This is a genomic window from uncultured Eudoraea sp., assembly GCF_947258525.1.
Classification (GTDB): domain Bacteria; phylum Bacteroidota; class Bacteroidia; order Flavobacteriales; family Flavobacteriaceae; genus Eudoraea.
Genome location: NZ_CAMYIP010000197.1, coordinates 1 through 13,844, shown reverse-complemented (window position 1 = coordinate 13,844; position 13,844 = coordinate 1). Strand labels below are relative to the sequence as shown.

Annotated in this window: 12 protein-coding genes and 2 pseudogenes; 7 read left to right on the top strand and 7 right to left on the bottom strand. The window is 36.5% G+C overall.

Annotated elements, in window-relative coordinates; genetic code table 11:
- The 4 genes and pseudogenes from Q0X89_RS14970 to Q0X89_RS14955 form a co-directional block, all read right to left on the bottom strand.
- A pseudogene (locus Q0X89_RS14970) lies at positions 1–953 on the bottom strand (ABC transporter transmembrane domain-containing protein); the annotation flags it as partial.
- A complete protein-coding gene (locus Q0X89_RS14965; RefSeq protein WP_297695599.1) occupies positions 953–2,662 on the bottom strand; it encodes a phospho-sugar mutase in 1,710 nt (569 codons plus the stop codon). The gene Q0X89_RS14965 and the pseudogene Q0X89_RS14970, both read right to left, overlap by 1 nt.
- Before the next feature lie 49 nt (positions 2,663–2,711).
- Positions 2,712–3,668 carry a glycosyltransferase family 2 protein gene (locus tag Q0X89_RS14960; protein WP_297695597.1) on the bottom strand — a complete coding sequence of 319 codons (957 nt, stop codon included), beginning with the start codon at positions 3,666–3,668 and terminating at the stop codon, positions 2,712–2,714.
- Positions 3,669–3,712: 44 nt separating this feature from the next.
- The gene (locus tag Q0X89_RS14955) at positions 3,713–4,231 is read right to left on the bottom strand and encodes a DUF4199 domain-containing protein (protein WP_297695595.1); all 519 of its coding nucleotides are present in this window, start codon (positions 4,229–4,231) and stop codon (positions 3,713–3,715) included.
- A gap of 169 nt (positions 4,232–4,400) precedes the next feature.
- Here Q0X89_RS14955 and Q0X89_RS14950 point away from each other — a divergent pair, with 169 nt between their 5' ends.
- The 3 genes from Q0X89_RS14950 (at position 4,401) to mtaB (ending at position 7,437) form a co-directional block, all read left to right on the top strand.
- A complete protein-coding gene (locus Q0X89_RS14950) occupies positions 4,401–4,709 on the top strand; it encodes a type B 50S ribosomal protein L31 (protein WP_297695593.1) in 309 nt (102 codons plus the stop codon).
- A gap of 83 nt (positions 4,710–4,792) precedes the next feature.
- On the top strand, positions 4,793–5,968 hold the full coding sequence (locus Q0X89_RS14945; protein ID WP_297695590.1) for a GlmU family protein: 1,176 nt from the start codon (positions 4,793–4,795) through the stop codon (positions 5,966–5,968).
- 140 nt (positions 5,969–6,108) lie between these two features.
- Entirely contained in the window at positions 6,109–7,437 is a 1,329-nt protein-coding gene (gene mtaB / locus Q0X89_RS14940) for a tRNA (N(6)-L-threonylcarbamoyladenosine(37)-C(2))-methylthiotransferase MtaB (protein ID WP_297695588.1), read from the top strand.
- A gap of 31 nt (positions 7,438–7,468) precedes the next feature.
- Here the strand turns inward: mtaB and Q0X89_RS14935 are convergent, their stop codons facing one another.
- A complete protein-coding gene (locus tag Q0X89_RS14935; RefSeq protein ID WP_297695585.1) occupies positions 7,469–7,762 on the bottom strand; it encodes a GNAT family N-acetyltransferase in 294 nt (97 codons plus the stop codon).
- A 175-nt stretch (positions 7,763–7,937) separates the two neighbouring features.
- Between Q0X89_RS14935 and Q0X89_RS14930 the strand changes: the two genes are divergently transcribed.
- Positions 7,938–8,600, top strand: a complete 663-nt coding sequence (locus Q0X89_RS14930) for an alpha/beta fold hydrolase (protein ID WP_297695583.1) — start codon at positions 7,938–7,940, stop codon at positions 8,598–8,600.
- A gap of 45 nt (positions 8,601–8,645) precedes the next feature.
- Positions 8,646–9,602, top strand: coding sequence for a lytic transglycosylase domain-containing protein (locus Q0X89_RS14925; protein WP_297695581.1), 957 nt, complete (start codon positions 8,646–8,648; stop codon positions 9,600–9,602).
- 4 nt (positions 9,603–9,606) lie between these two features.
- Here the strand turns inward: Q0X89_RS14925 and Q0X89_RS14920 are convergent, their stop codons facing one another.
- Both Q0X89_RS14920 and Q0X89_RS14915 read right to left on the bottom strand, forming a co-directional pair.
- Entirely contained in the window at positions 9,607–10,122 is a 516-nt protein-coding gene (locus Q0X89_RS14920) for a DUF2892 domain-containing protein (protein ID WP_297695578.1), read from the bottom strand.
- 2 nt (positions 10,123–10,124) lie between these two features.
- The gene (locus tag Q0X89_RS14915; protein ID WP_297695576.1) at positions 10,125–11,009 is read right to left on the bottom strand and encodes a DUF6263 family protein; all 885 of its coding nucleotides are present in this window, start codon (positions 11,007–11,009) and stop codon (positions 10,125–10,127) included.
- A 138-nt stretch (positions 11,010–11,147) separates the two neighbouring features.
- On the opposite strand from Q0X89_RS14915, the gene rpmH reads away from it, so the two are divergent.
- Positions 11,148–11,306, top strand: a complete 159-nt coding sequence (gene rpmH, locus Q0X89_RS14910) for a 50S ribosomal protein L34 (RefSeq protein ID WP_083930690.1) — start codon at positions 11,148–11,150, stop codon at positions 11,304–11,306.
- Between the two features lie 93 nt (positions 11,307–11,399).
- Positions 11,400–13,844: pseudogene (gene carB / locus Q0X89_RS14905) on the top strand (carbamoyl-phosphate synthase large subunit); the annotation flags it as partial.

Here is a 13,844-nt window from a genome sequence, read left to right as displayed (position 1 = left end):
TAGGCTAAGCCCATATAGGCGATAAATTCAGATGCCCCAAGGGTTTTATCAATAAGTACCATTTTACCTCCAAACCATAACAGTACGCCTATTACAAGTATGCCCAAAAATTCTCCTGTAGGAGATGCCAGATTTTGTCTGTTAAGTAATTTGTTGGAAAATTTAAAAAAGCGTTCTGTAGAATTTTTGAATGTTCCGTAGAATTTAGATTCTGCGTTAAATGCCTTAATAATCCTTAGTCCTCCTAACGTTTCTTCTATTATGGAGAGGAATTCACCTTGTTCTTTTTGCACCTTGTCCGAACTCTTTTTAAGAGACTTTCCTATACGGGATATTATCATTCCTGCAATTGGAATAAAAATGAAGACAAAGAGTGTAAGCTTAACGCTAATTATAAACATGACGCTAATTGTGAAAAGTATCGTAAGTGGTTCTCTCACGATTAATTCCAGGATAGACAAAAATGTATATTGAATTTCAAGGACATCAGAAGAAATTCGTGCGATTACGTCGCCCTTTCTTTTCTCTGAATAATAGGAGAGCGGAAGGTCTACAATCTTTTGATACATCATGTTTCTTACATCTTTCAGGACTCCATTCCTTAAAAATGTAATAAAATACATTGCCAGATAATTAAACAAATTCTTTAATAGAAAGAGTATGAGAACTAATCCAATTACCATTACAAGGCCACTCATTTCATCATCTCCGGAATACTCCGTCACCCTATAATTTAAATATTCTTGCAGGTAGTTTTTTAAGTCTCCGAACCCTTTATATACCGGAGCTTGATACACTTTTTTAGTTTTGTCGAAAAGAACATCGAGCATGGGGATCAGGGCTGCAAAAGAAAGAGCGCTAAAAAGCGCATAAAGAATATTAAAAAAAATATTTAAGAATCCGTACCTGCGATACGGTATGGCAAAACGCAGGATTTTTTTGAAATATTCCATTAATGAAGCTTCAGTTCTTTAAGAATCTTATCAATTCGTGCTTCCATTTCCATATCTACTTTTTTAAAGTTTTCTGCGGAGTCCAGCTTAGTATTTATGCTAAAGTAGAATTTAATTTTTGGTTCTGTACCACTTGGCCTGGCCGCCATTCTTGTTCCATCTTCTGTAGTATAAATCAGGACATTGGATTTCGGAATATCAATTTCTATTACTTCCCCGGTGATTAGGTTCTTAGAAGTAGAAGTATTGTAGTCATCCACTTTAACCACTTTAGCCCCTCCGATTGATTTTACCGGATTTTCCTTAAAGTCAATCATCATTTTACTTATCTCTTCTGCACCACTCATTCCCTTTTTGGTAATTGATATCAACTTTTCTTTATAGAACCCATAATTAACATAACAATCTATCAACTGTTTATAGAAAGAACTACCATTGGCCTTAGCATCCGAAGCTATTTCACAGGCCAGCAATGTGGCAGTAACCGCATCTTTATCTCTTACGAAATCACCAACCATATAACCAAAGCTTTCTTCGCCACCTCCTATAAAATGTTGTTCCGGAAAATCTTTAATCATCTTGGCAATCCATTTAAATCCGGTTAAGGATGTTTTGCATTCAACCCCATAGCTCTCGGCTAATGCATTCATCATTGGTGTAGACACTATGGTAGTGGCAATAAATTCATTACCGCTAAATCCTTGTTTTTCCCTCTGATCAAGCAAAAATTTAGTCATCAGGAACATGGTTTGATTGCCGTTTAACAATTCCATTTTGCCATCAAGGTTTCTAACTGCAATGCCTAATCTGTCACTATCGGGATCTGTGCCAACTACCATATCGGCTCCAATTTCTTCTGCCTTTTTCATAGCCAGGGTTAGTGCTTCAGGCTCTTCCGGATTAGGGGATTTCACTGTTGGAAAATCACCATCCGGGACTGCTTGTTCTTTTATAATGGTAACATTATTATAGCCAGCTCGTTTGAGAACTTCAGGAATAACGGTTATAGAAGTCCCGTGAAGTGATGTAAATACAATTTTAAAATTGTCTTTTTCTTTTGCCCCAAAACTTCCGTTTTTAACAGACGCTTCAATAAAAGCTTCATCAACTTTACTATCTATTAATTCAATCAGGTTCGAATTGGAATTAAAATTAATTTCTTCGTAGTTTAGTTTATTTATTTCTTCAATAATTTCATTATCCTGGGGTGGTACTATTTGTCCGCCATCTGTCCAATAAACCTTATATCCGTTGTATTCCGGTGGATTATGTGATGCCGTCAATACTATTCCTGCATGACATTCTAAATATCTGACTGCAAAGGAAAGTTCCGGAGTTGTCCGTAATTCAGAGAAAAGAAATACTTTTATTCCGTTTGCTGAAAAAACGTCGGCTACTGTTTTTGCAAGGGTATCACTGTTGTGCCTGCAGTCATAAGCAATTACTACTTTTAATTCTTCACCGGGGTATACTTTTTTCAGGTAGTTGCTGAGGCCCTGAGTGCTCTTACCTAAAGTATATTTATTTATTCTATTTGTACCAACACCCATGATACCTCGCATGCCGCCTGTACCAAATTCCATATTTTTGTAGAACCTGTCCGTCAGTTCTTCGGGATCATTGGCTATTAGATCCTGTATTTCTTTTCTGACTTCTGTGTCAAAAAAGTCGGTTTGCCATGCTTTGGCATTGGAAAGAATGTCGTCCATTTGAATGGATTTTTCGGTTGAAAATTTAAAATTACAAAGAATATCTGTTTTAAGGACTCGAAAGATTTAATTCTTCAGAAATGGTATAGCGTTGAACATTTACTCTAGATCTAACCATTATTTCTCCGAGAAATCCGGCCAGAAAAAATTGTGTTCCTATGATCATCGCGGTAAGTGAAACATAAAATTGTGGTCGTTCAGATAGCAAACGCCCAAAAGGATTAATAAAAAGTTTGTCAATCCCGAGATAAAGAGCAAATCCAAAACCAATAATAAACATAAGCACTCCTAAAGCTCCAAATAGGTGCATAGGACGTTTGCCAAACTTGGACACAAACCAGATCGTAATCAAATCTAATAACCCATGTATGAAACGTTCCGCTCCAAATTTTGTCTTGCCGTATTTACGTGCCTGATGTTTAACAACTTTCTCGCCTATATTGGAATATCCGGCATTTTTTGCCAGGACTGGTATATACCGGTGCATTTCTCCTGAGACCTCTATATTTTTTACGACATCCTTTCTGAAGGCCTTTAGCCCACAATTAAAATCATGTAATTTAACATTAGAGGTAATTCTTGCTGCCCAGTTGAATAGTTTAGACGGCATATTCTTGAAGATCAGGGAGTCGTATCTTATTTTTTTCCAACCCGAAATAAGGTCGAAATCTTCCTGTAAAATCAGATTATACAGTTCTGGTATTTCTTCCGGATTGTCCTGCAGATCAGCATCCATAGTGATTATCACATCACCCTGTGCCATTTTGAATCCTGCATGAAGGGCCTGTGATTTTCCAAAATTTCTATGAAAGCGTATACCTTTTACGTTTTCATTTTTTTGTGTTAATTCTTCAATTACCTTCCATGACTGGTCTGTACTACCATCGTCAATAAAAAGGATCTCATATAAAAACTGATTGGATTGCATAACATCAGCAATCCAATCATGGAGCTCTTTTAAGGACTCTTCTTCATTAAGTAAAGGAATAACTATAGATAGGTTCATTGACTTCTAAGGGAAATTCCTTCCAAAAGTACAATTTTTAATAATTAATAATCGGGTTTTGCTTTTTTCAATATTAAACCACCTATTAATCCTATAACCAGACCGGCGATGATGTTAAATATTAAAATGATTGGATAAGAAATCCAAAAATAATTTACAGTACCATCATATTGCTGTTGCAATTGTTCGGTAGACATTACTCCGGCAGCCTCTCCGGCGGCTTTTTGATTTTCTGCTATTTTAACCGCAAATTCAGGATCCAGAACATTTGCCAGCAGAATTGTATATAAAACTCCAATTATTCCTGCAACAACTGCAATTCCAGCGCCCAGTTTTAGCGCCTCACCCAATGTAAGAAACCCTTCATTGGCTTTTCTATAACTAATTATACCCCAGATAATTACACCTACCATAATAACCACGCTAATAACGGTATTACTTGGATCCTGTGAAGTATGAGCATCCATAGAGTAGAGCATAATAGCAAAAACTACACTTATTACCCCGAGGATTAACCCGTAGTTTAATGAATACTTTCCGGTTTTAGGTTGATTTTCTTCCATGTTTAAATGATTTTGTTGTTTTAAATAGTTAGTTGTTTTAGTATGCGTTTTGTTACAATTAAAGATACAATTTTTAAGAGTTCTTTTTTTGGGAAATTAAAATTGTTGTTTCTGAGAAAATTAATTAAATTTGCACGCTGAAAATTCAGAAGTTTAAAAGAATTATAAAATGAAAAAAGGTATACATCCGGAGAATTACAGATTGGTAGCATTTAAGGACATGTCTAATGACGATGTTTTTATCACCAAATCAACAGCAGCTACAAAGGAGACTTTAGAAGTTGAGGGTGTGGAATACCCCTTGGTTAAATTAGAAATTTCAAGAACGTCTCATCCATTCTATACCGGCAAGGCCAAATTAGTAGATACAGCGGGTAGAATAGACAAATTTAAGAGCAAATATAAAAAGTTCAAAAAGGAGGCAAAACCATCAGCACCAGAGGCTAAGGATGCCAAGACTGGTACTGAAGAAAAGTAGACTTTTTAAAATTCGATATAAAGATGCGCCTCCGATTACTATCGGGGGCGTTATTTTTTTATTTTTATTTAAAATTTCAATAGATGAATTATATTCTTTTTGATGGTGAGGTCAGGAATTCGTTATTACCTTTTACATTTACCAGACCAGTCGCCGATATTAGAATCGGCATTCTTACAATCAGAGAAAAATGGGAGAAGTACCTGAATACGCCTACCAGCACAAAGACGGAAAAGTATCTTTCTAAAAAGTATCCGATGATCAATAGCAGTGCTAATATTCTGCTTAATGCATCTTTTTGCCCTACGAAAGAGCTGGTCTCCATCATACTTAATTTAAAAAAGAACGAGGCGGTTTTTAAAGAAGACCTTCTAATTGCTTATTTCACAGACGACGCTGAACAAAAAGTTGATTTTTCGGACTATAAGAAAATAAATTTTCAAGGAGATTTGCTAAAAGTTGCAAATACCTGGGATATTTTTTCTGACAATGGGATTGCGTTACAGCAGGATTTTGATATGATTACCAAGGGAAGGCAAAGTGCCCCCATTTCATCTACCAACCAATTGATAAAACCGGAAAATATTTTCCTTGAAGAAGGAGCCAAGGTAGAATACAGTATTTTAAATGCCACTGAAGGACCCATATACTTGGGTAAAAATTCCGAAATAATGGAAGGAAACCTGATTCGTGGAGCATTTGCCTTATGTGAAAAGGCCGTTGTAAAAATGGGAGCTAAGATCTATGGGCCAACTACTATTGGTCCCTATGGTAAAGTATGCGGAGAAATAAATAATTCGGTAATTTTTGGCTATTCAAGCAAAGGTCATGATGGTTATCTGGGAAATTCTGTTTTAGGTGAATGGTGCAATATTGGCGCAGATTCCAACAATTCAAATCTGAAAAATAATTATGCCAAAGTGCGTTTATGGAATTACGCCACTGAGCGGTTTGAGCATACGGGGCTTCAATTTTGTGGCCTGATGATGGGTGACCACAGCAAGACAGCCATTAATACAATGTTTAATACCGGTACTGTAATAGGAGTAAATGCAAATATCTATGTCCCGGGTTTTCCCAGGAACTTCATTCCCAGCTTCAGTTGGGGGGGAGCTTCGGGGTTTACTACATATTTACCGAAGAAGGCCTATGAGGCAGCTGAGGTAATGATGGCAAGAAGAGGTGTTGTTTTTGATGAGCAGGAGGCAGAAATCCTTAACCAGGTTTTTGAGCTTACAAAGCAGTACCGGAATTACTGACCAATCAATATCTTGAATATTCACAGTGATCAATATTTTGCAGTGTAAAACGGAGTATTGGTTTCCAAACTGCTATAGCTTAAATGTTTGCATTAAATTTTGATATCTTTGCAAATTCTAATTTAGGATCATAATATTTAATGAAGAAGAGAGTAGCATTTTATACGCTGGGATGTAAGCTTAATTTTTCTGAAACTTCGACAATTGCCAGGGGTTTTGAGAATAAAGGATACGATCGTGTGGATTTTACGGAGCGGGCAGATATGTATGTCATCAATACTTGTTCCGTTACAGAGAATGCGGATAAACGCTTCAAATCTATTGTAAGGCAAGCCCAAAAAATAAATCCGGACGCTTTTGTTGCAGCTATTGGTTGTTACGCGCAATTAAAGCCGCAAGACCTGGCAGATATTCATGGCGTGGATCTGGTTTTGGGTGCTTCAGAAAAGTTTAAGATATTAGACTATATCAATGATCTTTCCAAGAACGACTTTGGTGTTGTTCATTCCTGCGAAATTGAAGATGTGGATTTTTATGTTGGAAGTTATGCTGTAGGAGATAGAACTCGTGCTTTTTTGAAGGTGCAGGATGGTTGCGATTATAAATGTACGTATTGCACTATTCCTCTCGCCAGGGGTATTTCAAGAAGTGATAACCTTGTAAATGTGTTGAAAAATGCGAAGGAAATATCAGAACAAGGCATTAAGGAGATTGTACTTACCGGAGTAAATATAGGGGATTATGGTAAAGGAGAATTCGGAAACAAAAAGCATGAACATACTTTTTTTGACCTTGTAAAAGCATTAGATAAGATTGACGGGATTCACAGACTTCGAATTTCTTCGATTGAACCTAACCTCCTGAAAAATGAAACCATAGATTTTGTTGCGGGTAGTAATGCTTTCGTACCGCATTTTCACATTCCTTTACAGAGTGGGAGTGATGAACTTCTAAAAAAAATGAAAAGGCGATATCTAACTGAACTCTATGTGGATAGGGTGACTAGAATCAGGGAAGTGATGCCTGATGCCTGTATTGGCGTAGATGTTATCGTAGGATTTCCCGGTGAAACGGATGAAATTTTTTTGGAAACATATAACTTTTTGAACACCCTGGACATTTCCTATTTGCATGTTTTCACCTATTCAGAGCGAGATGGTACCGAAGCAGCCAGTATGCCGGAGGTAGTGACAAAAAATGTCAGGAGTAAGCGAAGTAAAATGTTACGTGGCCTGTCTGTTAAAAAAAGAAGGTCATTTTATGAGAGCCAACTGGGAAAGAAAAAAACAGTATTGTTTGAAAGCGAAAATAAAGAGGGTTATATCCATGGGTTCACAGAAAATTATGTCAAGGTAAAAACACCATGGAATCCGGATTTAGTAAATACCTTACACGAAGTAACTCTGGTTGAAATTTATGAAGATGGATTAGTGCAGATAAATTTTGTGCTGAATGAAGTTTGGGCATAAAAAAACCTCCGAAAAGGAGGTTAGTAAATTTTCAAATCCGGATACCCACCGGGAGCATTTCCTTATATTGTCTGTTCTTTCGTAAAAAACCTGCAATTTGAGGACTTGTTGGAACGACCCTGAGGTTTTGTTCCTGTATATGATTCAAAACCGATTTAATAAATTCTTCTTTAAAACCTTCTTGCAATATTTCTTCAGGAATAACCAACTTGGTTAAAAAGACTTTTCTTTCCTGAGAAGAGTATTCAATCTTGGCAAGATGACCATCAACCTTAGTTTCAAATTGACGTAAGAAACTATTGTCCTTAATTGCTACTTCATTCATATAGTTTGATTTAAAATGGTTTCAGATAAAAAAATTACGATCTTGCATTAATCGTAATTATCTATAATGTTAGCCAATTATTAATTCTCTAACCGGCAGTGGTGTTTTTACAATCAGCGTACAAAATTATGAAAATATTTGCTAATTTCCTAGTAAAATCAAGAGTTTAGACTAAATGAGCACAACCAGGATTCCAGTTTATTTGATGCCCGGAATGGCTGCAAGTTCAACTATTTTTAAGAACATTGAATTGGCAAAAGATAGATTTGAAATACATTTACTGGAATGGTTTGTTCCTGAGTACGGGACTACTTTTGAAGCCTATGCTGCTAAGATGTGCGAGCAAATTAAACATGAAAGGCCGGTTCTGATAGGAGTTTCATTAGGAGGACTACTTGTTCAGGAAATGGCAAAGCTAATAGAAGTAAAGAAAGTTATTATCATCTCGAGCATAAAACAAAAATCGGAATTACCTAAACGTTTGCTGTTTGCCAAATACACTAAGATCCACAAATTATTACCCACCGGCTTGATAAATAATGTGGAACTTTTAGTTAAATATGCTTTTGGGGAGACAATTAAAAGCCGGTTGGAATTATATGAACAATTCCTTGCTGTGCGAGATAAATATTACATAGACTGGTGCATAGATACGATAGTTCATTGGAATCAAAGTAGCTACGAACCAAATTTAATCCATATCCATGGCGAAAATGATGTAGTATTTCCTATTCAATATATTAAGAATTGTCTTATAGTTCCAAAGGGAACACATACCATGATCATTCATAGATATAAATGGTTTAATGAACGATTGCCCACAATTATTTTGGAATAACGGAGTTGTATTTTATACCTTTGAAAAGGGACTAAATAATATTTTATGAGAATAATAAAGAATATACTGATGATTTTAGGGGTTGTTTTTGTAATAAGCACCTTAATTTTTGCAGTGCAACAAGGGGATGAATTTGGAAATGAATATCAGGGGAAAGACATTCAAATCAAGGACAAAAATGTTTCAAGTGAATATAGAATTTCAGCTATTGAAATTCCGGCTGATTTAAATTTTGCTAACGAAAAAGTACCTCAGGAAGATCCTGAAATAATGGAACGTATTGACCGGGAATTTTTGGTGAATACGTATTGGCAGTCAAATGCTCTTCTGCTTATGAAGCGCGCACATAAATATTTTCCTGTTATTGAACCCATACTTTCTAAAAATGGGATACCTGACGATTTTAAATATTTAGCGGTAGCTGAAAGCGGTTTGCAAAATGTTGTATCCCATGCAGGAGCAACAGGATTTTGGCAAATTATGAAGGCCACCGGTCGTGAATATGGATTGGAAATAAATGCTAATGTTGATGAACGCTATCACCTGGCTAAGTCCACAGAAGTGGCATGCAGATACTTACAGAAATACAAAGACAAATACGGTAGCTGGACGCTTGCAGCAGCAGCGTATAATGCAGGTCCCGGTTCTATAAATAAGTTCATGGGGATACAACAGGCCAATGATTATTATGATTTGCTTTTAGGAGAGGAAACAGGTCGCTATGTTTTTAGGATAATGGCAATAAAGGAAATACTCAGTAATCCGGAAAAATACGGATTTGATATTGATAATGATGATCTATACAATGCTGTTCCAACGTTTAATGTGGTGGTTGATAAGCCGGTGCAAAATTTTGCGGATTTTGCTCATCAGTATGAAATCAACTACAAAATTCTGAAGCGGCATAACCCATGGTTAAGGGAACCTCATCTTAATAATGCTTCCGGAAAAGTCTATACATTAGAAATTCCTAATAAGGGCTACTACAAAGTATCAAAGTAAACCTTTAGATTTTCTTCATTTGTTGCTGCATCATTTTTATCTGATCAGTAAGCATATTATTCTTATCAAGCTTTTTAGCTTCCTGAAGGAGTGTCGTAGCTTCTCTCTTGCGTCTTTTCTGCATGGCAATTCCTGCCAGACTGAGTTTGGCCATGGCTACATCATAGTCCATGTTTAAACCTAATTTTAGTGCTTTTCTAAAATATTTTTCAGCTTGTGTGAGATTTTTTTGAGAAAATATAATTCCGAATAAGTAGTTGTAATAACCTTGTTGTTTTTGGGTAAGAGAAGATTCAGGATTTTTTATTTTCAGGAGCCATTTTTCCGTCCCGGTCATATCCTGCTTCCGCATCCTAAGGAATGCAAGAAGAATGAATTCATTCCTGAAATAAAGAAAAACGAAAATTAATGAAAGTAGAATAAGAAAAATACCATTTCCAATGTATCCTTCTATGAATTGGTAAACAGCATATGCAATTATAAGACCTGCTATAACCAGCTTAATATTTTTGTTGAACATTTTTAATTTTCTATTAATTCGTAAATAATTGTCGATTCTATACTTGTTGGGATTTCTATATTGCCCATCTGAGTCATCGTTGTATATCCTTCAGCCAGGCCCCGGACAGTCATTTTTTTAACAAATCCAGTAGTAATGTCTGTAATAACCGAGGAGTCCTGCGTGCCATTGAGCTTCATGGTTGAAGACGCTTCAACAATATCCATAATCACAAGTGCTTTTCCGTCTATTTTAGCACTCTCTGTTGTAATCTCATTTAGTGTCCAGGTATTTTGTGCCTGAAGTTTACCCGTGTACTCATTATTCCAGCTATCTCCCACTTCAATAGGAGCGTTCGGGTACAAGTAGGTCAGTTGTTCATAGCTACTGGAAAGTGCTTCTGAACCAAAATCGTTTTCAAGAGATTTTTTCATCATGTTCAATGAAAAATCGTCTTTCATACCAGACGCGTTTGCCATTTTTGACACAAGACTGTCTCCGCCAGATACCTCTAAGATATCGCCGGTTCTTGCCAAAGTTATTTGAATAGGAACATCTAACAGACTATTAAAGATTTTAGATTGAGCATCATCTTCTTCATAGTCTCTGGCACGTATATTCATCAATTCGCCTTGAATACTAGATGTCATTTTTAAGTTGAGATCTTTGAACATGACATCTATGTGATAAACCGTATTATTATCACCTTTAACCCTGAATTCCATAATCCCCTGAAGCGTATTGGTGATTTCGTGGGTTGCCCCATCGATTTCCTGTGTAATAATTTGATTTGCGTCTTGTTTAATGGTAAAAACATCACCGGGGGAGAGCTTGTACTGCATTGTAGATTGCCCAAATAATGTTGTATTAATGAGAAGATAAATAATTAAGGAGGATAGCTTTTTCAACTTTTGATACAAGAATTTTTTAGTTCCCGCAAAAGTACTAAAACAATCCGAAATATTTTTTTAAATCCATTTGTCAAAGCAAAAACTCTTCGTATATTTGCGCCCAGATTTTGGAAAGCCAAAGTAAAAAAAGCAGTAATGAAAAGAACATTTCAACCATCCAAGCGTAAGAGGAGAAATAAACATGGATTCAGGGAGCGCATGGCTTCAGTAAGCGGACGTAAAGTTCTTTCCAGGAGAAGAGCTAAAGGTAGAAAAAAACTTAGTGTATCTTCAGAGCCGAGACACAAAAAATAATGATTGAAATTATCAAAATAAACAGGTGTTACTTTTTAAAAGTAGCACCTTTTTTTTATCTAGTAAGTAATATTAAATCTAAAAAATAAAGAAATGCCAAAACGTAAGGATTTAAAATCAATACTAATAATTGGGTCCGGACCAATAATAATAGGACAAGCTTGTGAATTTGATTATTCCGGATCTCAGGCGCTTCGTTCATTAAAAGAAGATGGTATTGAGACTGTTTTAATTAATAGCAATCCAGCTACTATTATGACAGATCCTAGCATGGCAGATCATATATACTTACTTCCTCTGACTACTAAATCTATAATTCAAATACTAAAAAAACATCCAAATATTGATGCAGTCTTACCCACTATGGGCGGACAAACTGCCCTGAATTTGTGCATTGAGGCTGGAGATAAAGGTGTTTGGGACGACTTTGGAATTGAAATTATAGGTGTAGATATTGATGCCATTAATATTACTGAAGATCGAGAGAAATTCCGAGAGTTAATGCTTAAAATAGGTATTGGAATGGCACCCCAATCTACTGCTACTTCTTTTTTAGAAGGAAAGGAAATTGCCCAGGAATTTGGTTTTCCCCTGGTGATTAGGGCTTCATATACTCTAGGTGGAGCGGGAGCTTCAATAGTATACAAGCCGGAAGATTTTGATGATCTATTGAGTCGTGGTCTTGAAATATCACCCATACATGAGGTTATGATTGATAAGGCTCTCATGGGATGGAAGGAGTATGAACTTGAATTATTGCGCGATAAGAATGATAATGTCGTTATTATTTGTACGATTGAAAACATGGATCCTATGGGTATTCATACCGGAGACTCCATTACAGTAGCACCGGCTATGACCTTATCAGATCGCACTTTTCAAAGAATGCGCGATATGGCAATTCATATGATGAGAAGCATTGGTGATTTTGCTGGAGGATGTAATGTCCAATTTGCAGTTAGTCCGGATGAAAAAGAAGATATTATTGCTATTGAAATTAACCCACGGGTATCCAGATCATCTGCACTGGCTTCCAAAGCAACGGGATATCCAATTGCGAAGATCGCCGCAAAATTGGCTATCGGTTACTCATTAGACGAATTGGAAAATCAGATTACAAAATCTACCTCAGCATTATTTGAACCAACACTCGATTATGTTATCGTTAAAATACCGAGGTGGAACTTTGATAAGTTTGAAGGATCGGACCGGACCCTTGGGTTGCAGATGAAATCCGTAGGAGAAGTAATGGGAATAGGTCGTTCTTTTCAGGAAGCTCTGCACAAGGCTACCCAGTCCCTGGAGATTAAGCGAAATGGGCTGGGCGCAGATGGCAAAGGTTACAAAAACTATGACCAGATAATAAGTAAACTTACAATTCCAAGTTGGGACAGGGTTTTTGTAATTTATGATGCTATTCAGCTAGGGATTCCCTTGAGCAGAATACATGAAATTACTAAGATAGATATGTGGTTCTTAAAACAATACGAAGAATTACACTTCTTAGAGAAGGAAATTTCAAAATATACCATCGAAAGCTTGCCCAGGGAATTGCTTCTGGAGGGCAAACAAAAAGGTTTTGCAGATAGGCAAATAGCTCATATGTTAGACTGCTATGAAAGTGAAGTACATAAGAAAAGGATAGCATTAAAGATTAACCGGGTTTATAAATTGGTTGATACATGTGCAGCAGAATTTAAGGCCATGACCCCTTATTACTATTCCACTTTTGAGGAGGAAATTGAAACCCCTGATGGACAAAAGTTTGTATCCAATGACAGCCTTGTTACTGATCGCAAAAAAATTGTTGTACTGGGTTCTGGGCCCAATAGAATAGGACAGGGCATTGAATTTGATTATTGTTGTGTACATGGTGTCCTTGCTGCTGCAGAATGTGGTTATGAAACTATCATGATTAATTGTATTATTGTTGTGTACATGGTGTCCTTGCTGCTGCAGAATGTGGTTATGAAACTATCATGATTAATTGTAATCCCGAAACTGTATCTACAGACTTTGACACTGCCGATAAATTATATTTTGAACCTGTTTTTTGGGAACATATCTATGACATCATAAGACACGAGCAACCAGAAGGGGTAATTGTTCAATTAGGAGGACAGACAGCGTTAAAACTGGCAGAAAAGTTGGATAAGTACGGGATAAAAATTATCGGCACCAGTTTTGAATCGTTAGATTTGGCTGAAGATAGGGGCAGCTTTTCCACATTGTTGCAGAAAAACAATATACCATATCCCGAATTTGGAGTAGCAGAAAGTGCAGAAGAGGCTTTGGATTTGGCGGATGAACTTAATTTTCCTTTGTTGGTAAGACCTTCCTATGTATTGGGAGGGCAAGGAATGAAAATAGTAATAAACAAAGAAGAATTGGAAGAACACGTGGTAGATTTGCTGCGAAAAATTCCTAACAACAAACTCTTACTCGATCATTATTTAGATGGTGCTATAGAAGCCGAAGCAGATGCAATTTGTGACGGAAAGGAAGTGTATATTATTGGAATTATGGAACATATAGAAC

Bases quoted from the DNA above. Each gene is read 5' to 3' on its own strand.
- Q0X89_RS14950 (WP_297695593.1), top strand. From the start codon at position 4,401: ATGAAAAAAGGTATACATCCGGAGAATTACAGATTGGTAGCATTTAAG.
- Q0X89_RS14935 (WP_297695585.1), bottom strand. From the start codon at position 7,762: ATGAATGAAGTAGCAATTAAGGACAATAGTTTCTTACGTCAATTTGAA.
- Q0X89_RS14925 (WP_297695581.1), top strand. From the start codon at position 8,646: ATGAGAATAATAAAGAATATACTGATGATTTTAGGGGTTGTTTTTGTA.
- Q0X89_RS14920 (WP_297695578.1), bottom strand. From the start codon at position 10,122: ATGTTCAACAAAAATATTAAGCTGGTTATAGCAGGTCTTATAATTGCA.
- Q0X89_RS14965 (WP_297695599.1), bottom strand. From the start codon at position 2,662: ATGGACGACATTCTTTCCAATGCCAAAGCATGGCAAACCGACTTTTTT.
- Q0X89_RS14930 (WP_297695583.1), top strand. From the start codon at position 7,938: ATGAGCACAACCAGGATTCCAGTTTATTTGATGCCCGGAATGGCTGCA.
- Q0X89_RS14960 (WP_297695597.1), bottom strand. From the start codon at position 3,668: ATGAACCTATCTATAGTTATTCCTTTACTTAATGAAGAAGAGTCCTTA.
- Q0X89_RS14945 (WP_297695590.1), top strand. From the start codon at position 4,793: ATGAATTATATTCTTTTTGATGGTGAGGTCAGGAATTCGTTATTACCT.
- rpmH (WP_083930690.1), top strand. From the start codon at position 11,148: ATGAAAAGAACATTTCAACCATCCAAGCGTAAGAGGAGAAATAAACAT.
- Q0X89_RS14955 (WP_297695595.1), bottom strand. From the start codon at position 4,231: ATGGAAGAAAATCAACCTAAAACCGGAAAGTATTCATTAAACTACGGG.
- mtaB (WP_297695588.1), top strand. From the start codon at position 6,109: ATGAAGAAGAGAGTAGCATTTTATACGCTGGGATGTAAGCTTAATTTT.